Annotated in this window: 15 protein-coding genes; 6 read left to right on the top strand and 9 right to left on the bottom strand. The window is 47.5% G+C overall.

Annotated features, from left to right (window positions below; genetic code table 11):
• Window positions 1-63 precede the first annotated feature (63 nt).
• The 5 genes from ACWHX8_RS08675 to ACWHX8_RS08655 form a co-directional block, all read right to left on the bottom strand.
• The gene (locus ACWHX8_RS08675) at window positions 64-1587 is read right to left on the bottom strand and encodes a glycosyltransferase family 2 protein (protein ID WP_447971556.1); all 1524 of its coding nucleotides are present in this window, start codon (window positions 1585-1587) and stop codon (window positions 64-66) included.
• A 1-nt stretch (window position 1588) separates the two neighbouring features.
• Window positions 1589-2281 carry a hypothetical protein gene (locus tag ACWHX8_RS08670; RefSeq protein WP_447971555.1) on the bottom strand — a complete coding sequence of 231 codons (693 nt, stop codon included), beginning with the start codon at window positions 2279-2281 and terminating at the stop codon, window positions 1589-1591.
• Complete coding sequence (locus ACWHX8_RS08665) at window positions 2278-3213, bottom strand: hypothetical protein (protein ID WP_447971554.1); 936 nt, start codon at window positions 3211-3213, stop codon at window positions 2278-2280. Before ACWHX8_RS08665 ends, ACWHX8_RS08670 begins: the two co-directional genes overlap by 4 nt.
• 258 nt (window positions 3214-3471) lie before the next feature.
• Window positions 3472-6180, bottom strand: coding sequence for a hypothetical protein (locus tag ACWHX8_RS08660; RefSeq protein ID WP_447971553.1), 2709 nt, complete (start codon window positions 6178-6180; stop codon window positions 3472-3474).
• A gap of 114 nt (window positions 6181-6294) precedes the next feature.
• Window positions 6295-7050, bottom strand: a complete 756-nt coding sequence (locus ACWHX8_RS08655) for a DUF6531 domain-containing protein (RefSeq protein ID WP_447971552.1) — start codon at window positions 7048-7050, stop codon at window positions 6295-6297.
• A gap of 536 nt (window positions 7051-7586) precedes the next feature.
• Here ACWHX8_RS08655 and ACWHX8_RS08650 point away from each other — a divergent pair.
• The 4 genes from ACWHX8_RS08650 to queG all read left to right on the top strand — a co-directional run bounded on the left by ACWHX8_RS08650 (window position 7587) and on the right by queG (window position 11784).
• A complete protein-coding gene (locus ACWHX8_RS08650) occupies window positions 7587-9440 on the top strand; it encodes a hypothetical protein (RefSeq protein ID WP_447971551.1) in 1854 nt (617 codons plus the stop codon).
• A gap of 252 nt (window positions 9441-9692) precedes the next feature.
• Complete coding sequence (locus ACWHX8_RS08645) at window positions 9693-10220, top strand: hypothetical protein (RefSeq protein ID WP_447971550.1); 528 nt, start codon at window positions 9693-9695, stop codon at window positions 10218-10220.
• Between the two features lie 136 nt (window positions 10221-10356).
• Window positions 10357-10749, top strand: coding sequence for a hypothetical protein (locus tag ACWHX8_RS08640; RefSeq protein WP_447971549.1), 393 nt, complete (start codon window positions 10357-10359; stop codon window positions 10747-10749).
• 12 nt (window positions 10750-10761) lie between these two features.
• A complete protein-coding gene (queG, locus tag ACWHX8_RS08635; protein WP_447971548.1) occupies window positions 10762-11784 on the top strand; it encodes a tRNA epoxyqueuosine(34) reductase QueG in 1023 nt (340 codons plus the stop codon).
• Window positions 11785-11788: 4 nt separating this feature from the next.
• Here queG and ACWHX8_RS08630 read toward each other — a convergent pair whose 3' ends face one another.
• Both ACWHX8_RS08630 and ACWHX8_RS08625 read right to left on the bottom strand, forming a co-directional pair.
• Window positions 11789-14218: an endonuclease MutS2 gene (locus tag ACWHX8_RS08630; RefSeq protein ID WP_447971547.1), complete on the bottom strand. Its 2430-nt coding sequence runs from the start codon at window positions 14216-14218 to the stop codon at window positions 11789-11791.
• Between the two features lie 138 nt (window positions 14219-14356).
• Complete coding sequence (locus tag ACWHX8_RS08625; RefSeq protein WP_447971546.1) at window positions 14357-14848, bottom strand: hypothetical protein; 492 nt, start codon at window positions 14846-14848, stop codon at window positions 14357-14359.
• A 102-nt stretch (window positions 14849-14950) separates the two neighbouring features.
• On the opposite strand from ACWHX8_RS08625, the gene ACWHX8_RS08620 reads away from it, so the two are divergent.
• Together ACWHX8_RS08620 and ACWHX8_RS08615 are read left to right on the top strand one after the other, a co-directional pair.
• Complete coding sequence (locus ACWHX8_RS08620; RefSeq protein ID WP_447971545.1) at window positions 14951-16174, top strand: hypothetical protein; 1224 nt, start codon at window positions 14951-14953, stop codon at window positions 16172-16174.
• A gap of 404 nt (window positions 16175-16578) precedes the next feature.
• Complete coding sequence (locus ACWHX8_RS08615; RefSeq protein ID WP_447971544.1) at window positions 16579-17853, top strand: hemolysin family protein; 1275 nt, start codon at window positions 16579-16581, stop codon at window positions 17851-17853.
• Window positions 17854-17879: 26 nt separating this feature from the next.
• Here ACWHX8_RS08615 and ACWHX8_RS08610 read toward each other — a convergent pair whose 3' ends face one another.
• Window positions 17880-18803 carry a glycerophosphodiester phosphodiesterase gene (locus tag ACWHX8_RS08610; RefSeq protein WP_447971543.1) on the bottom strand — a complete coding sequence of 308 codons (924 nt, stop codon included), beginning with the start codon at window positions 18801-18803 and terminating at the stop codon, window positions 17880-17882.
• A gap of 121 nt (window positions 18804-18924) precedes the next feature.
• Complete coding sequence (locus ACWHX8_RS08605) at window positions 18925-19092, bottom strand: hypothetical protein (RefSeq protein WP_447971542.1); 168 nt, start codon at window positions 19090-19092, stop codon at window positions 18925-18927.
• Between the last annotated feature and the right edge of the window lie 204 nt (window positions 19093-19296).

Genomic DNA, 19296 nt, shown 5'->3' with positions numbered 1-19296 from the left:
CTATGTATGACAGTCCCCCAAGATATGTTGTTCACATGGACGACCTCATTCAACTCATCCCGTTCATTTTATAGAAGCGATGAGGAAAGCCGGCACCAACAACAGTCCCCAAGGATCAAACCATCCAAATACCAACCCTTCCGCACAGTAAAACCCAATAAATGTCACGCAAACGAAGAGGTTTACCGACCGCACAGACAGTGGACTCGTTGAAAGAGGTCCCACTCGATGGCGAAGAAATTTGGGAGTTCGAAACCAGTCTAATTGCATTCGAAGGAGGCCTTTCAGATTCGCCACAATATACGTCAGCATCACGCTCCAGCCATACCACAACATCATGGGGAAATGAAAAAGATCTCGATAGGCACGTTTTTTAAAGACAAGCATGACGAATGGTTCAATCAGGTTCGAAAACAGGCAAATACAGATCACGACCGTAAACGGAAACTGCACAGTGTTCAGCAGGTAAAGATAGTACTCGACTTCATAGGAATTCCACCCTACAGCAAGCCACCAAACTGTGAGCATGCCGAGAAGAATGGCCGCTCCGGTTAACATCGGAGTTGTGTAATAAGCATTCTGACGGAGAGCGGACATTTTTTCGCTGACTGAAAGCCGATCGGATCGGATAATATCCCAGAAATACTCCCGAAAAACCCTGGCCGTGCCGGTACACCAACGTTCCTGTTGTCGTCGAAAATGATTCAGGGAAAAAGGGACTTCTCCATAATTCACCACATTGCCCAAATAGACGCCTTTCCAACCCGCTAACCACAATCGATTGGTCAGATCGATGTCTTCCGTCAAATGTCCAGGAGTGAATCCACCTACTTGCTCCACAGCTGACAAACGAAACAGGGTACAACACCCGGAAAACAACGCAGGATGGCCTAAGACTTGTCGTCCTTCAAAGTCCACGTAGTAACAACTCTCTTCAGACAGCGCCACATATTTTTGAAACAGATTCATGCCATACGGAAAGGCCGCCCTCTTGGTTTGGACAAATGCAATATCATCTTTCGCCTCCAAGACTTCAAGCGTTCTTTCGACTGCATCGGATTGCGGTTTCCAATCGGCATCCAATAAGTACATGTACTTTGTGCCACGATGGGCAAGATAATCTTCAAGTTTTCGAAGGCTCCCAGCTTTGAATCCATCCTTGGAAGGCCGATGGAATAAAACAAAATCCTTGGATTCCCATATTTCTATGGGTTCATGTTGCAACTCACCAGAAGGGGTAGTCAGCTCTTGTAAGAAAGGGTGATTATCCAACCGTATACAGCCACGTGCAATCGCAAATTGACGTATCTGGTCGATAATGTGGGGATCAGTCGAATCGTCAGCCAGAACGGTGAATCGCTTCGGATACGTTAACTGCTCACACCCTTTCAGCGTCCGTTCCAGAACAAACTGTTCGTTGTAGGCCACCACCACAATGGCGACTTCTTCGTCACTGTGAGGAACTCGAGGAATGGAGGGCTTGCGTAAGCTGGCAAATGCATACAAATAATTAAAAAAGGCAAAGGTGAAAAATACGGACAGACACACAACTTGAACGGTGAAGAGAAACGTTGCCGACCAGACCATTCTAGAGCTCTCTGAGTTTCGACGTTTTGTGGATATACTTTGATACTGCCCCAAACACAAGAAGCAACATAATGCCGAGCATTGATGGCATGAACCCCCAGGCTAGCTTGCCGCCAATGAGCGTTCTGGCAGACGTGTTCACGGATGAGGACAACGCAGTCGAGGCGCTAGGAGTCGGTTCAAGTAACCAGTAAAACCCCAAGGATTTGACAGAAAATGCCCTGAGCGGTTGAGGTTCAATATTCCCGTCTCGCAAAGAATCTATCATCAAGGATTGTGGAAGGCGCTTCTGCCATTTCCCATCAACACTTTCGAATAACGTGACGGTTTCTGACAATCCCCTCGTGTAGAGTGTCACACGCTGGACATGAGTCCTGACTGAATCAGGCGCAGTCAGGAGTAATGTCAGTTGTCCATCCGATGTTGTGAGTTCTCGTAAAATGATATGCCCGCTTTCGAGGCTGGGAGCATACAGTGTAATCATGGCAACTAAACTATGCTCGGATGGTCGTGCAATCCAGAGTCGTCCTGATTTCTCTAACTCAACGAACTCTCGTGTGGCTGTCGAGGCATCTCCGTGTGTGAGAATCGGTCCAATATTGGAAATGCCTCCCATTGTGGCCATTGAAGGAGAAGTAAAAAAGAACACAATAAAACCGATTACACTCCCAATTATGGACGATTTCAATTTCATCGGTATTCTCGACGAGTGACGGACTCAATGGCTTTTTTAGGTTGCCCCCGGGCATCGTACAACCCCCAATGGCCTTCGGCTTCTGGTTGATTTTCCAATTCATACTTCCATGGCTGGTCAAACGCTTCAAAATACACAAATTGCACACCCGTAGATTGTAATTCCTTAAAAAATTCCCGTTGCATTTCTTCGCTTTCAGGATTCGATGCGAGAGTCGGCAGCCCCGTTTCTTTTAGAATGACCGTCCTTCCGGTTGCGCCTTCCAAATAATCAATACGAGCGAGAACCCAATGAACCGCCTCTTGAAACTGTGTTTTCCCACCCCAAAAAGGATGAGTATTAGGAAAAAGCCAATCGGAATGTTTCCACAACCATTCTCGATATGGTCCCTCAAGGTAGCTATCGATGGGTTCGCCTGTCGTGACCGGTTTTCCTGTGACTTGCCGTAATTCAGCCATTTTCTTTTCTAACTCTTGAACGGTATATCGCAAGAAAAGAAGACCTTCGTTTCCTAAACAATAGCCATCGACATATTCTCGTTGCGCGACGGCATTGTCCCACTCTTCTTTCGATTGAATATCCCAAATTCCCATAATCACCATACCCGAAAATCCTTCTGCTCGAGCAATTTGGGGAATGTCTCCCATTGCACCACGGGCACCATAGGTCACGAGGCTTTGAAATCCTAGCTCATGTAGTTGCTTGAGCTCTTGTTTGATTTGAGTCGATGCCGACGATGAAAATTCAGCTCCCGGGTAAAAGCCTCGAGGCTGATAGGCAATGGCCGGCGGACGAAACGCGTGAATAATTTCTTCACCTTTAGAAGACGCGACAACCTCACCACCGGATGAGAACATCAAAAGGATGATGACCATGCAGATCATCCACCAACTGGACTGCATTCTCGCCTGCGTAATGTGAGATTGGTTCATGGAAAAATCCAACGTAAGAAAAAGAATCAGCGTTCTAAAGGCTTTCCGAATAGGCACGTTAAACTAACAAGGGGAGGCATCTGAGGTAACTCAGGTAGGCAATGTCTCTTCGTTCTTGCTACGAACCGCCTTCGCATGCACACACCTTTCAAACATCGTACCCATCAAACATTCGTTCGAAACCCAGAGCTCAAATGAACGGGCCACATTCATAAAGAGCACTCTACAGAAAAATTTCATCAAGTCATCCAAGACACATTAAGGGTTCGATCCCGTGTTTTCTCCAAACCACACATCGTCTAGGTAAATCGTACTGGACATTTGCTCCCACTCAAACACGACTTGGAATTCTTCAAGGTGAGTTAAATCCACGCCATAATCGGCGAAATCCTGAAGGGGAATCGTGATCCATCGCCATTCAGTGGTCACCTCTTGATAGTCTTCAAGGTCGACACTCCACCGAAAGTTGCCATCATCGAGATAAATATTCGGCTTCTCACCTCCCTGACCACCTCGTATACGGAATGTGACCTGAGAACAACGTGAACAGTCGATGCCGCCAAGGTGAGTCTCCCAGCCAGCGTACGTTAAGAGATCGCTGGCATAGGCATTGATCGTTCCAATGTTGCCACCATACGAAAGTCGATACAAACCATTGGGAGACCCGCGGGTATACGTGCCGTTCACTGCCGCAACACCTTCCGCAAAGGTTCGATGTTGACCGCCAAGCAGGTTTTCCCCATGCCATTGCTCAAAATTGTCGACATGAAAGGTCTGGACATGTTTATGAAATTGAATGTCATCCAGAAGTATCGTGCCCTTCGATTGCTTTTCATAAGCAAAAGAAAAGCTCAGATGGTCGATTTTCTTCAAATGCAGCTTCGGACCAAATATCGTTAATGGAATCATCACCTGTTCCCAGTGCGTCTTCAGAGTTCGGGATAGATACGTGCTCAAGAGTATTTTTTGTTCATGCCCGAGCGAATCGCGAATTCCGATAAACAGATCTTGACTCGTGTCGAGACTCTTCGCCGAAAAACTTAAAGCATGAAATCCTCGAAGATCAAGATTGGGAAATGTCGTCACATATCCACTGAATGATTTCGGTTGAGAAACATCGTAGGCAAGAGCTAATGAATGTCCATGGCCTGATGCGTCATCACTATCAAACCCTATGTGAATATTCCCCCCATCATCTCCAGAAGAGTTTTGAAATCCTGAAAAGGCTCCTCCAAGATGGTTTCGTTCTTTTTTCTGATTAAACGTGTCAACGACAATAGTTTCATCATTCGTACGTAATCCTGTCTCCAGCTCTCGTCTAATCATAAAATTATCGATGTAGTATGTCGCTCCTGAACGATTATGGCCAAACTGAAGCTTCATGTAACCAGTCACATCCCAATCAGCCATAATCAATTCTTCAACCATGACATTTCCGGTTTTTGTTCGTAACATGTCATAGAGATTGAATTGAGCTGTATGCCATTGATCATCAGCCGAAATTCCTGGAACACTTCCGATATTTGCGATATTCACACGCTTGCGTTTGAGTTCCATTGGATCATCGGTCAGCCCAACCATGTACCATCGCCCAGAGACCTTAGCGTAGAAATTGGTCTTCACCTCTGGCTCCATTCGATAGTCAAATTCGATGACCGGGAATTCACGAATATCAAATGGTGTTGTGCTCACATTGACCGCAAAGTTTCCTCCGGGATGAGCATTCACAATTTTGAGAGCTTGGGTTCCATCAAAAGTCGCTGACTCATCGAGGCTAACCGTAGCTCCAAACTCACCATCTCGATTCGACCATTGCCCCATATCATTTTCGAAATTCTCTTTGACAAGGTAAGGACCGAAGTTCGGTACGTTGGTCACATCGACAAGAGTGGCGTCCGATGACTCAACAGGAAGGGGAGAGGAACCCTCTCCTGTGCTATTCGTCGACATGACGGCATAAAAGGGATGCAACGCTTTCACGCGAGTCAGCAATCTTCCCTCACTGTTCGCTCGCTGAAATGTTGGAAGGTGAATCCACTTCTGCATTGTGTCGTCGTACCCGTAGATAGCCATTCTGGCCATCTCGTCATTAGGGATAACTTCTGGAATCTTCATCTCAAGGACCGCAGGCTTCGTAAACCGTTCTCCCACCTCTTTGACCTCATAGACGTGTCCAATGTGCTCTCTACTCTTTCGCGTCATGATTGGTGCGTGGGCAGCAGACTGTATGAGAATCAGCCTAAACGGTGCTGTCATGGATTGCTCCGGCACAAACAATGTCACGTGTTCGTCAGGACTGACCACGCGTCCCCCCCACGCATTGGGGATGACGTTTGCTACATGAAGCGTAACTCGATCTTCAACGGTCTGACCGTCCAACGACGACACCACCAGTCGAACCGTATACGTCCCCTTAAAATTAATCGGGTGATCTTTGGGGTGCGTGGGAAGATAGACATAATTCTTGAGCCCTGTATCCCATGTTGCAAGATTGCCCTCGATAGAGAGATCAGCCGACAAATAACGATGATCGGGAGAAACATTTTTCGTTTGCGGGGTTGTCGACGTTTCAATTACAGTCCAATCGGTTGGGTCTTCTCCTCGACCATACTCCACACGATACTCTTTGAAATTTTCCCCATAGGCACGTCCAAAAATCGGAACGTTGGCTCGAACGAGTGCCGCATGCCCCGGAATAAGGATTTCGCCAACCAGCCCATTCACACTTTGAGAGAGAGAGCTGGACGTCATAACCGCACCGCCTTCAGCCGTCACCTGAATAAACGTCGGATCCGCACTGATAATGTCTTCATCGCAGCCACCACTGAGCGCACACGGGAAACCATCCTCTTGAAGATCCTCGCTTCCACGCGCTGGCAATAGGCGATCCTGTGCTAAAGCAGGGGTACCGCAAAACAATACAGAAAACATCAAGACCCAAACGGTCATTTGGAAAGTTTTCATCATAGAAATTCTGACCTCCTACCCCTTTGGACAATTCCCCCCTAAATCTGAATCAGGACCAAGGCTTGCGCTACATGCTTCGCAAAGGGAAATTCTGTCTCGTCAGTGTTGTCAGAATTACGGGAAGGTGACACCGACAAGATGACTTTGTCGATCATAACTGTACGCACTGGTAAGATCCTCTGCGTTGATTACTGAAATTAAATTTCCGATGTCGTCATGTACATACGTAGCCGAACGGCCCTGCCCATCGCGAATGAATGTCAGGTAATGCGTCTCGGGATCATAGTAGAACGTGATGACGTTTCCTTTCGTGTCACTGATAGATTCCAAATATCCGTCAGCGCCATAGGCGACCGATAGGGTATTTCCATATTGATGTCCCTGAATGTGAATTAATCGGCCTTTTTGATTGAAACCATATATCACCCCAGTATCATCATGGAGCGTGTGAGTCCCATCACCATGTTGTTTAAGCACCCGAGGAGGGTCCTCTTTGGATATAAAGGTCCCCGGTTCTGCAAGGGTGAAGAGCGTTGTTGATCCATTTGCGTCAAAAAGCTGTAATTGGTTATCAGAAGCATTTCGTATGTGCATCAAATAATTATGCGTCCACCGCATACCAATTGGGCTATCAATGCGAGCATGTGAGAGATAGCTTCTTACGACTTCAATATGAATCCCCTCCCCTCGAAATCCGATATCCACTGCAGCCTCTTTTCCAAAATGTCCGACCCACCATCCATACCGCTGATTCTTGCGCTCCTCCGACCCTTGACTTGGTGCCTTGAGAGGCGGCGCGCACCCATGTACGCAGATAGCCGTTAGGATGAAGACCCACACAACAGATTGCGAAGCGACTCGTCCGCACACGAAGAACCCCTTGTTCCACAGTCTGCACCTCTCATCTCGAATAGGCGCAATTCAATCACACTAACAAAGGTAACACTCAGTGTAGTATACGAGGCAAAACAATAGGATTACAACTGCGTTACTACGTCATAATTCCTTGTGATAACAGAGTATTATTGAAAATCTCTGACCGCAGTTCTGTGCGAGACGTATGAGCCAAAGGTAGAACTTGCCATCGAGACATGCCCGTCACTTTGCGACTGAATCAATCGTGGCAGAACCTAGAAAAGTTTGATTATTTTCGGACTGTACGGTAAACTCGGTCGTTTTGCTTTATTGATGTGCGTTCTTGTCAATTAGTGTCGTATTAAGCAAAGCTTCGACTATCATCACTGTGATTCCACAGTGTTCGGTTCGTGAGCTGATGTGCGGTTCTACCCATTCCAGATTTTTGCAAACACTCGCTCCTCATCGTGATTGGCACACACATTCTTTTATTCTTTTCATATTTCGCCACATCAACAGCATGAGGTTCGTTTACGTGAAGGAGGGAAACATTGACTGGTAACTGTATAGCCAACACCGACGGCCATTCTGACCTGAAAGACAGACAACGACGCATCTCAACGTGGACGAAATATAGTGGCATGATTGTCGCCTGTCTTTTTTTCTCTTTTCCAACTTTTGCCTCGGCTGCAGAACGCATTGATCCCTACGCCTGTGGATGGTTTGCGGGAAAAATTGCTCCTACAGACTATCAAGCCGAAATCGACCGACGTCTTATTAATCCACCGCCTGAAGATTCACCCGAATACCCCTATCGACTTTGTATCATTGCCGAACTGATGAAAAGGACTGGAGATCCACGAACCGCGTCCTACTATGAACAAGCCATCCAGCTCCACCCGGAAGAACCAGCACTCGAACTCATCTATGGAGAATATTTGCAGTGGCTCCGTGGGGTCCGCAATGGAGGGCTCGTCATGGCAGCCAAAGAGCGCTATCAACGAGCTCAAGAAAAAATTGCCAATCTCAAAGCCCAGGAACGGTGGGGGGCAAGAAACGATGCAAAAACCAGCGACGACTTAAAGAAATCCATCTTTTACTTGAATCGAGCCAACGGAATCGGTTTGTCTTTCGGAGGCAACGCCCCCTCAATGTTCTTCAGTACTATCACTGAAGCTCGCAACGATACGGTTGCGTTTGATTATCAATGGGTGGATAGCCGGGACTTAAATGGTGAGGCACTTTTCGCGGAAAGCGTCATTGGAAGAATGCTTTCCAATGGTGAACTCAAAAGTCTTGCTCGCGAAAAATTGGGCATCGTCACGTCCAACCGTTTACGATTTCAGCCAGGCCAACTACGAGCACTTGACCTAACCTATCGCTATCTTCGGTTTAATGACTCAAAGATTCCTGATTTCAACGACCCAACACATTTTGTCAACGATGTCGGCCATGAAATTGGGGCAGGTATTTCGGACGACTTTCAACTCCCTTATGGATTTGACCTCTTCGTCAAAGCCGCGGCACAATGGTCACGTCGAACAACGCCGGCGTTGACCTTTCATGCACGAAAAGAAGACGTACAACGATATGACGCCATTGCCGGTTTGTCACGACTCATAGGGGAAGGGAAAATCGTTAGTGAAATTCAGTTCACGCATCAGAATTGGGATCCGGGCTTCAATTGGGATGCCATCAACTCATATAAAGGTAGCCTTGTCTATCAGTCACGTCTTTTTGGTCCAAACAGACTGACGCTCAATGGATACTTTGTGTTGCAGGATGTGGATCCGAGTGAATCTTTCCCTGACAATGATAACCAGAGTGCCATTGTCACTCAAGCCGCCTACGCATTCGACGTACCGGACATTCTCTTCGGACGTAATATTTATGAGGGAGAAGTGTTCGGCGGATTTATTGAAGAGGTGACACTTATCGCTTCTGGCAACGAAGTGAAAAGACGTGAATTTTTTGGCGGACTGACGCTACACCGCCTTGAACTTTCGCCAGCCCTCAATCCGTTCGATGTGACATACCGGAGTTCGTATTATCAGAGCGATGTGAAGTTTGACTCATCTCAAGACCATACTCAATGGCGAAACCAGCTCACCTTCGGTTATCGGCTCGTGGAAAATCCACAAGTTCAGTGGCTCCCCGACAGAAGGAGTGCGATCCAACCGGCCTTGCTGAATCTTGAAGTCCCGATACGGCACGATGGGTCGGTCGAAGGGCTGAGAGATTTTGCCAACTACCGTGTGGGACTCCAGGTAAAAGGTGACTTTATCTTTACTCGAACGACCGTGCCGTTTCCATTTTACGGAACAGTAGGTTACGCCTTTGAACGGTTTTATCATCTCAAAGAAAATTTCCACATTTTGCTCTTCCGACTTGGAACCGGCTTCTAACTCTGAGCAACGACCTCGGAGTGCGATATCAGAAAGTTTAGAGGAGTGATAATTCCGTTCAACAGATACCTTCTTACGGTTTAACCACGCCCAGGGTCATGCACTGTCGGCCCAGTATCTGAATCTAACCACCCCATCATTAGCCTAGCCATGCTCACACTTCCACGACCTAGCCATCTTTTCGGCAGATCCTACCTACCGTACAGGCTGCGCTTTGATCGTGTTAGTCGATCACCACTCAAATGGTGTCTTATGGGTATCGGCGTACTAGGTCTTAGCCTTGCCGGTTGCTCTTCAAGTTTGCATTGGATCACCGAACCGTCAACACCCAGCCCGGCTTGCATCCCGGACCGACTGCCGACATGGGACGATTTTGCAAGAAAGAATCCTCCTGCGGCGACTCCATCGGCGCAAACGGCCATCAGATTCTTGTTGAATGATTCACCCCCATATCTCATTGCCAAGTTTGATCACGAGTATTCCTGGGTGAAACCACAATCAGCAGACTCAACGAGTCCCGCTGAATGGATCGCATCAGAAAAATTACTCGCGCACGAGCAGGTGCATTTCCTGATCAGTTGCTTGCTGATACGACAGGCAAACCAGTCACTACAACCAGACGAAGATCATCAAAAAATGTTAGAGCTTGTCAAATCTGTCGCTCAACGAATTAACGTTCAATATGATCAAGATACTAAACATGGGACAGATGACCAAGCGCAAATGAACTGGGAAGCTCAGGTGCAAGAACAATTTGAGGAAGTCACCTCACAACAATGACACGTGCAAATATTCATTATCAGCTTAACCCAGCTGTACCTATTCTCGTTCACTCACACGGTATGAAAGAAATGACGAAGATGTTCGAATCACACTTTGCATCACCCACAGAAAGGCATGTACCCAATTGATAGATATGCAATCTACATCGCTAACCGTCATACTCTTCCTCATTGTAAGCGTCCTGGCCGCCCAAGCAGGCTCAGTGTCCGAGGCTTCAGTTCAGGCACGAACTGAAACCAACTGTAATTTTGGCATGATCAAAGGACAAGCCAGTAGTAGCTGCCAAGTTCCAGTTCCGTCAGATTGTACAGTTGCTCAATTCCCCGGCTTAGACCAACACTGGGCTGATATCTCCAAAGGCGGCACCACTCATTGTCGTTTTGATGAACATCAATCAGATTGGGAAACAACGATTGTCGGAACCTGTGATACCTGCACGAGCGACCGATGCTCGGCACGCTTTAGCGTGATGTTTAATTGTGGCAATCCATCGCCTCCCCCAAAGATGCAGCGACCAACACAGTAATGATCGGCACCCATGAATGTCGTTGATGTTTGCGAGATGTCGCTGACGGAAAGAATTAAAAAGGAGGCGTCTCGTCTAGGATTTGATGCCGTCGGGATTGTCCACCTCTCTCGTCATCCACCTGCATCCGAGGCAAACTCCGTTCAGACAACAGGCGAGCATTCTACCGTAACCGAGAGATTGTATACGTCACTCGTCCAGTGGCTTGCACACGGCTATCATGCCACGATGGACTGGATCAGTCGCTCCCCCGAACGTCGAAGTGATCCTGGCATCGTGCTTCCTGGATGTCGATCGATTATTTCAGTCGGGCTCAATTACTATACCGACGCTCAAGCAAATGAAGGCGAGGGCAATGGTCGAATCGCACGGTATGCGTGGGGAAAAGATTATCATACGGTATTTAAGAAGCGGCTCAAACAACTTGAATCGTTTATTCAGACTGTCGCTCCTGAGGCCCAAACCAAATGGTATGTCGATACCGGACCAGTGATGGAAAAGGCCTGGGCTCAAGAAGCCGGCCTTGGCTGGATTGGCAAACATTCAAATCTGGTTTCCTCTGACTATGGATCGTGGCTCCTCTTAGGCGAAATTCTTACCACTGTAGCCTTAGACGCGGATACACCAGGCTCTGATTTATGCGGATCCTGCACACTCTGCATCAACGCCTGCCCTACCGGAGCCATTGTCGAGCCCTATGTCGTCAATGCCGAAACATGCATCTCCTATCTCACGATTGAATATCGAGGACATGAAGATGATCTTTCGCCGGAACTCAAAACGCAAATGGGCAATCGAATTTTTGGGTGCGATGATTGCCTCGACATCTGCCCCTTTAACCACAACAGCGTGCCGACCGATGCGCAAGATTTTCATCCGACGCCGTTGACACTCGCCCCAAAACTTTCTGAACTCCAGACCCTCACGAAAGAAGAGTTTAGCGCCAGGTTTCAAGGAAGCCCCATTCGACGAGCCAAGCATGAGGGATTGTCCCGCAATCTTCACATTGCGCAAAAAAATTCACGCAAGCCATAGCCATTTATCGTAACGCCACGATCGTCACGCCGTCTCCGCCTTCCGATCGTTCTCCAGGTCGAAATCCTGCGACATAAGCTGAAGAAGTAAAATAGGCACGCAATGACGCCTTCAGCTTTCCTGTGCCATGCCCATGCACAACAAGCATCGAGGAGAGGCCCCGTTGCATCGCATGATCACAGGCAGACTCCGTTGCCTCCAAAGCTTCATCCACGGCTTTCCCCCGCACGTCAATCTTGAAAGATGGGAGGGCTATCTGAGTTGCATGCACGTGAGAGACTGCCGGCATCTGTGTGCTATGCGTTTGAGGACGACCACGATCTGACTTTGACGATGACGAAACGCCTGAGGATGCATGAGACGAACCTATTCGTTGTAATAAGTTGGCCTCAACAGACACAACTTTTTCTCCAATACGAATCTTGACCCGTGCCTTCTCTTGGGCAGGCTCTAAGAGAATCCCGGTCGTCCCCAGATTCTTGATTTCAACCACATCCCCGACTTTGGCCAAATGAAGCGGCATCGTCTCGTCACGAGCGAGAAGCGTTTGACTGTCTTGTTGCAAAGCCGACACGCGCTGCCGAATCGACTGTGTTTTACTGAGGGTTTTGTCTCGCTTTAATTCTTCAATAGTCTCATTAATCGCTCGCGTGATGCGTGAAAATTCTGATTGAAGCTCTTTCCGAATCTTTTGTCGCTCCTGACGCTCGGATACCTGCACACGATCTTTAGCCTCTCGAGCTGCTTGATGAAATTGCTCAGCTTCCAGCCGTAAGACCTGAGTCTGTTGTAATTCATGATTCAACTGTTGTCGGGTATCTTGTAATTGTTGAAACACCGACTCGAGATCGCGTTCCTGCCCCTGCACTAACGCCGAGGCATGTGTCACAATACCTGAGTCCAATCCCAGTTTTCCCGCAATCTCGATCGCCGAGGAGCCCCCAGGCAGTCCTTCGAGCAAACGATACGTCGGCGATAACGTCGTCAAGTCAAATTCATGACTGGCATTGACGAATCCCGTCCTTCGCAACGGCAAAGTCTTCAAGGCATGATAGTGTGTCGTCACGACGACTTTAAAGCCAGCCTCATCCAGGTAGCAAAGCAAGGCTTCTGCAAGCGCCGCCCCTTCCAAAGGGTCTGTCGCATTCCCGATTTCATCCAGGAGGACCAGCGACGCCGAACACTCATCGGACGAATGCATCTGAGTTTCTTCCAACAGCGCAATCATGTTGGTGATGTGAGCAGAGAAGCTTGATAAGTCACGTTGAATATCTTGCGCATCGCCAATATCCGCATAGATTCGTTGAAACAGTCCCATCTCGGAACTTTCCAGACATGGAAGATGCAGCCCGGCACGTACCATCAATGCATAGAGGCCAACCAGCTTCAGCGTAACCGTTTTCCCCCCAGTATTCGGACCGGAAATAATATAGATATTGTTCGCATCGGTCAGATGAAAATCATTGGCCACAACGTGTTCTTTCTTCAACACCAGGAGAGGATGACGAGCCTGTTTCAAGACGATCTGTTGACGCTCATGCAATGAAATAGGATTGGCGTGCATGGTCATGCTGAGACGGGCCTTTGCTCCAAGGCTATCAAGATGCTGTAATCGTTCTAGGTTGTGTGACAGCGCTGTCACATGCGTCCCCACCATGCCGGATAAGTCCTGTAAAATACGTGCGACTTCTTGTTTGACTTGGAGATCGGCAATTTTGATGGCATTATTCAATTCAATAAAATCACGGGGCTCCAAAAAGACGGTGGCTCCACTGCCGGATATATCATGCACAATTCCTGGAATCTGATGCTGCATATCAGCCTTCACAGGGATGACATAGCGATTTTCACGCTCAGCAAAGTACTGACCCTGGAGAAGATCTTCATGCTCATGAGAGGAGAGTAGACGTTCTAGTCGTTGACGAATTCGTTGTCGAAGTTGATGAAGATGTTGCAACAACTCAGACAGTTCAGGAGTCGCAGTTTCCTGGATATGCCCTTCATGATCGACGCATCGCACAATCGCCTCATGCACCCACACGAGAGGCTCAAGCTCTTGGACGAGTGCATGAATAAGGGGACACGACTCCTCACATGCTTCAAGACTGTAGACTAAATCTTGGCAGAGCCCCAACATGACTGAGACATGAAAGAGTTCCATCCCTTCTAACTGGGCACCTTTGGACGCTCGTTCAAACACGTCTCGCATATCGTCAAACGTTAGAACAGGAATCGGCGTTGCACGTTCCAGCAACATTCGCATTTCAGTCGTTTCCTGCTGCCGAATTCTGGCTTCCTCAAGAGATGTTGCTAACGGGAGCTGCCGACAATATTCAGCGCCCAGTGAAGATTGCGCCAGCGCGGCCAAGGCCTGAAGCAGTTGCTCCCACTCCAAAGCGCGCTGAGCCTGTCGTTGTAACGAGTCATTGACCATAGGAGAGAGTGTACTATGTTTGCCCGTGAAAGATGTAGAGGAAGAAACTGAAAGTTGATGGTTTTTTCGAAAAATGCAATATGAGTGAGCGACAACGAAAGACCATCATTTGAGAAGTGACACAAGAGGCAGGAGACGTTACTTTGACGATGGAGGTTGGGGCAGGGATTGATTGAGGTCGTTCAAGGTCTTGAGGATATTTTCCCGAATATCCTGCCAGGTATGCTCGCTGCTGTTGCGTAACTTTTCGACCTTTGACAGTAACGCAACTTTTTTATCTTTCAGTGTTTCCAATTTTTCATGTAATTGAGATTTTGTTTGTTCTTGTAAATCCGTACTCTTTTCCCGTAATGTTTGGACTTTTCCTTCCAGAACCTGTAGTTGCTTTCGTACATAGTGTTCGAATTCTTGCTTTTCTTTCATGGCCGAGGCGATATTGTCATCAAGGACATCTGAGAGACCTTGCTTCGAAGTCGTTGGGGGATTTTCTGCTGCATGAACAGGAGTCAACATCACACTCACATGCATCGCCGCAATCACACTCAACATACATGGCCACAGCAAGGTCATTTGGGATCTTCTAAGAAATTCTGTCATAATACGACTCCCATACGAGACGAGAAGTTTCATACAGTTATATCGTACCACAAGGGATGAATATTTCACAGGCTGATAGGTCGCCAGTTGCTAGCAACTCTCATCCTGTGACGTTATTCGAGAAAGGTTTTCACCATGACGCAAGACGAAGCGCGATCATACTTACATTACTTGCTCACGTTACATCTTCGAAGAGAAGAGGCCTTTGGGCCGCTCGCGCTCACATTCATCAAAGAGCAGAATCTTTCAGAACTTGGCTTGGCACCTGAAGAGCAGTTTAATCTGATTATGGCCACAGCCCAGGCTCTTGCGGCCGAACCCAAACGCTATACACTCAAAGTGGAAATGCTTCAACGTGCCATCAGACTCCTCCCACAGACACGGTATAACGATCCAGAACTCAAGATGGAGTTGGAGCATGATATTCGAAAAACTCAAGCTGATCTAAATATTTACACTGAAGCCATGAAAACGCCTCGGCCACAAGGCGATCGTCAACGTCTTATTGTGGAAACCGATGCCCCTCAATACTTTCTTGATATCGCACAAAAGCGGGCTTCGTCGTATTATCAACAGAAATATCGGCTTTCGAAAGAAGCCAAAACCGCGCAACACTTTGGTGGAGCCCCGAAAAAATTTGAACCGGAGAATCAGTCGGTTCACACAGAGTTCCCGGGAGCTTGCGCCCCATTTATGGCCGTTCGATCCAATGCCTTTCACATGATGCTCCCGTTCGATCTTAAAATCAGTCGTGATCCGAGTGATCCATTAGAAGCCGGCGTCCGAATCTTCTATGCCAAAATGGGATATTCGTTTCCTCTGCGATATGAAATGGGAAAATTGTGCAGCTATCATGATGGAGAGGTTCTCGACATAGACTTGAATGATTCAAATTTACTATTTGTTTCGGTTTCAAGAATACACGATCCGGAATTTCAATCGCATGCCGAAGCAAATGATCCAAACATTCCCCCAGAGTTTTCGTATCCAGTACGCGTCCTGGAACATACTGGAAGCCTTGGACCGTTTATTCAAGTTGCCTGTAATTTCAAGGTATGGTTTGATGCGTCGGTGGTATCATTATTGATACAAGGCGCACCAGATTTACATGAATATGGGCTGCAAGGAGGAGCCGGTTTGATGACGAGAAGTTACGCATCAGACAAGGTTGAAACCTATGCCGAATCCTTTTCACAGCCATGGCAGGAAGGCTTGAGTTTTAACTTTGTGAATCTACATTTACAGTTAATGCCAGGCATGTCGGCTGCGCTCATTCCCCATAGTACTCCAATATTTTCAGTCTTCCCAGTGCTGAATCGCCAATCATTCCGCTTTGAAGATCGAGCACAATTTGATTAAGATAGCCGAAGGCACGATCCTCAGAAATTAAAGTAATGCTTTAATAAAAAGAGTAAAAATATCGTTTCTTTCACTATTTACTTCTATCGACACGTTCAACCATTTGCATGCATAAAAAAAGACCTTGATTTTTTCTGAAGACCAGAATAGTCTTTACTGTATGAATGAGATACGGTTACCACATCTTGTTCATTGCCAGTAACCTCAAGCCTATGGTAGCGTAATATCATAGATGGATGACGATGGCCCTAGATTTCATGCTCGCCGAACTGGACTGAGCGTTCATTTTATTAACTCCACATCACTTTCCCTGGCTACTTTTCCCCATATCACCAAATTTCCCAGAATGGTGGAGGCTTCCACCCAGCACCCGTCTGCCTTATTGATTCGTCCTTGATGAGCTTATGGATATCCTCGCGGTTATAGTCTGCCTTGGGCTTTCTGCATTTTTCTCAGGGGCTGAGATTGCCTTTTTCTCGATTAGTGAGAGTCGCCTGCATTCGCTCGCCGAAAGTGGGAAAAAGGCAGCTATACTCGCACTGCGCCTTCGCTCAAACCCTCAACGCCTCCTCTCGACCATTTTGATCGGCAATAATCTTGTCAATATCTCCGCCACGACACTCACGACATTAATTGCCCAGCGCTTATTTGGCATAGAGGCGGTGGCCATTGCGACAGGTGTGCTCATTTTATTTGTCTTAGTCTTCGGAGAGATTGTTCCAAAGTCACTCTGCCAAAAGCATGCAGAAACTGCGGTACAAATCATGGCCTATCCCGTCTATTGGTTTGAAAAAGCTTTTGCACCCGCGCTCTTCCTTCTTGAACCGTTCATCATGAAAATGACTGGAGGTCGTTCACTCACGCTTCACTTTGCGACCGAAGAAGAACTCAAGATCATGCTTGATGCGGGAGATAAAGCTGGCGTGCTGGAAACAGAAGAAGTCAGGATGATCAAAAATGTATTCGAGTTTACCGATCTCACGGCCGAAGATGTCATGACCCCGCGCATCTATATGTTTGGCCTTGACGGTAACGAAACATTAGAAGAAGCGAGAGAAGAACTGTTTAAATCAAAGTTTTCTCGCATACCAGTCTACGACGACGATCTCGATAATATCACTGGAATTTTGTATCGAAGTCATGCGTTAAAAGATCTCGCTCAAAACCAGACCACGAGCCTCATAAAAGATATTGCTAAGCCTGCGCTTTTTGTTCCAGCAAGCAAGCCTGCAGATGATCTGTTGAAACAATTCCAACAAGAAAAACGGCACATTGCTATTGTCGTCAATGAGTTCGGCGGTGTCTTGGGACTGGTAACAGCCGAAGACTTACTGGAAGAAGTGGTTGGTGAAATTCTTGATGAAGGCGACCTAACGGAAGAGCTGATTAAACGGACAGGCAAAAATCAGATTTTAGTCGACGGCCGAACCGAGGTCCGAAAAATTAATGAGTTTCTGAAAGTGGAATTGGATGAAGAGCAAAACACGATTAGCGGACTTATCTTGGATGAATTAGGACATATTCCAGGGATCGGAGAACGCGTATTCACAAATAACTGTCATTTGATCGTACGTGACGCCGATGAAAAATCTATTAAGAGCGTCCAGATCATTAAAGAAGAAGTTGTCCCGGAAACGTCAACAGACGAAGAACCCTCTCCCGTCGGCCCTCCGTCCTAGAACAATCACACACAATTCAAAGCCAGTCATGGATTGTCCGGGCACTGCGGAAGCGCAGAGCAGGAGAATGGTGGCTCCTCTTTCCATTGTGGGACAATCGGAGAATAACCAAGACGCTCTACAACCTTCATGGCTGGCTTCGCATGATCGACCAACACAAAATCGACTCCTCGCTTAAATAACAGAGCCAGTTTCTCTTGAAGCGCATCTTCTTCCTTTTCTTTTACCCATGAATAGTTCACGTGAATGCCTGCGTGCTTCAAGCCATCGACAGTCTTCTGGCTCGGCTTCCCGCGCAGAGACGTCAGCTGAATAAATTCATCACACGAAGCAATGGTCGTGTCAATATACTGAGAACGAAGCAATTGCCGGCTCATATTGCCAATCCAGCTCTCGGTCCCTGATTCCATTTCAACCCGTCGTACCGCAGGAGCCGCTTTCGCGCGTACGCCAAATATCACCTGATCGACACGATCCAGTTTTGCAACGGTCTCCGCCACAAGCCTCGCAACAAGCGGGTCATTCTCCTTGATATCAAGATTAATCCAGATGTTTGTGGGCATAATCGCCAGCACATCTTCAAGGGTTGGAATATGTTGCTGGCAATCCCTCTTTCCCGTACAGGGTCCAAGTTCGAGAGCTTGAACTTCAGCAAGTGTCGCCCGAGAGATTGTCACGGATTGACCATCGCGGCCGGTCATGTGATTGTCATGGGCAACGACGAGAACGGCATCTGCCGTCGCACGAACATCCAGTTCAATTTGGTGAACACCAAGACAAATCGCACGTTGAAACGCTCCAAGCGTGTTGTCAGGACAACCCAACACGCCCCCTCGGTGAGCAGAGATACCTCGGACAGGAAGATCTGGAGAGAATGCGCGTGGCGGATCACAGGAAACCGGAATGGCTGTTGACGCACAACCAACCCAAATTGTAGAACTTGCGAGCATCGCACCAAGCCTGAGCCAACGCACCGGTCGTGGCAGCCTTCTGCCATCCATCATTACGCCTCCCTTCAAAAACGTTTAGATGAAATCATGACCAAATTATATATCATTTATATATTGATCACTACACTTCCTCAGCACCATCAAGACAGGCTGTACATTCATCCATCTTAGACTCCCCATGACGGCTGCAGAAATGTCGCGAACAGAGCGCACAGACCATAAAACTCATCCGCACAAAACCCGCATCTCCACAGACATAACAGTTCTTTTCTTTCTTGGCTTTTGGCATCACTCTCTCCTTATAGAATAATCGTATTCCCGATCCGTAAACCTATAGCGAAACCAAATAACTTCCAACCGAATGTACATCATGTTCACAGCGCAAAACACACGTCGTACAGACGGAAGTAAATTGGAACGGCTATAGCAGGCATGTGTCAGGTCCAGTCCTGGCAGGATAAACTCATGGTGTAAGGCTGTATCATTTCCGGTC

It is taken from the genome of Nitrospira sp. M1 (genome assembly GCF_965152605.1).
The sequence above is the reverse complement of the archived record's forward strand: the minus strand, read 5'-3'. Positions and strand labels throughout refer to the sequence as shown.

Coding starts and splice junctions, on each gene's coding strand:
- ACWHX8_RS08675 (WP_447971556.1), bottom strand. CDS start 1,587: ATGGTCTGGTCGGCAACGTTTCTCTTCACCGTTCAAGTTGTGTGTCTG.
- ACWHX8_RS08630 (WP_447971547.1), bottom strand. CDS start 14,218: ATGGTCAATGACTCGTTACAACGACAGGCTCAGCGCGCTTTGGAGTGG.
- ACWHX8_RS08665 (WP_447971554.1), bottom strand. CDS start 3,213: ATGAACCAATCTCACATTACGCAGGCGAGAATGCAGTCCAGTTGGTGG.
- ACWHX8_RS08615 (WP_447971544.1), top strand. CDS start 16,579: ATGGATATCCTCGCGGTTATAGTCTGCCTTGGGCTTTCTGCATTTTTC.
- ACWHX8_RS08625 (WP_447971546.1), bottom strand. CDS start 14,848: ATGAAACTTCTCGTCTCGTATGGGAGTCGTATTATGACAGAATTTCTT.
- ACWHX8_RS08610 (WP_447971543.1), bottom strand. CDS start 18,803: ATGCTCGCAAGTTCTACAATTTGGGTTGGTTGTGCGTCAACAGCCATT.
- ACWHX8_RS08670 (WP_447971555.1), bottom strand. CDS start 2,281: ATGAAATTGAAATCGTCCATAATTGGGAGTGTAATCGGTTTTATTGTG.
- queG (WP_447971548.1), top strand. CDS start 10,762: ATGAATGTCGTTGATGTTTGCGAGATGTCGCTGACGGAAAGAATTAAA.
- ACWHX8_RS08645 (WP_447971550.1), top strand. CDS start 9,693: ATGGGTATCGGCGTACTAGGTCTTAGCCTTGCCGGTTGCTCTTCAAGT.
- ACWHX8_RS08620 (WP_447971545.1), top strand. CDS start 14,951: ATGACGCAAGACGAAGCGCGATCATACTTACATTACTTGCTCACGTTA.
- ACWHX8_RS08640 (WP_447971549.1), top strand. CDS start 10,357: ATGCAATCTACATCGCTAACCGTCATACTCTTCCTCATTGTAAGCGTC.
- ACWHX8_RS08605 (WP_447971542.1), bottom strand. CDS start 19,092: ATGCCAAAAGCCAAGAAAGAAAAGAACTGTTATGTCTGTGGAGATGCG.
- ACWHX8_RS08660 (WP_447971553.1), bottom strand. CDS start 6,180: ATGATGAAAACTTTCCAAATGACCGTTTGGGTCTTGATGTTTTCTGTA.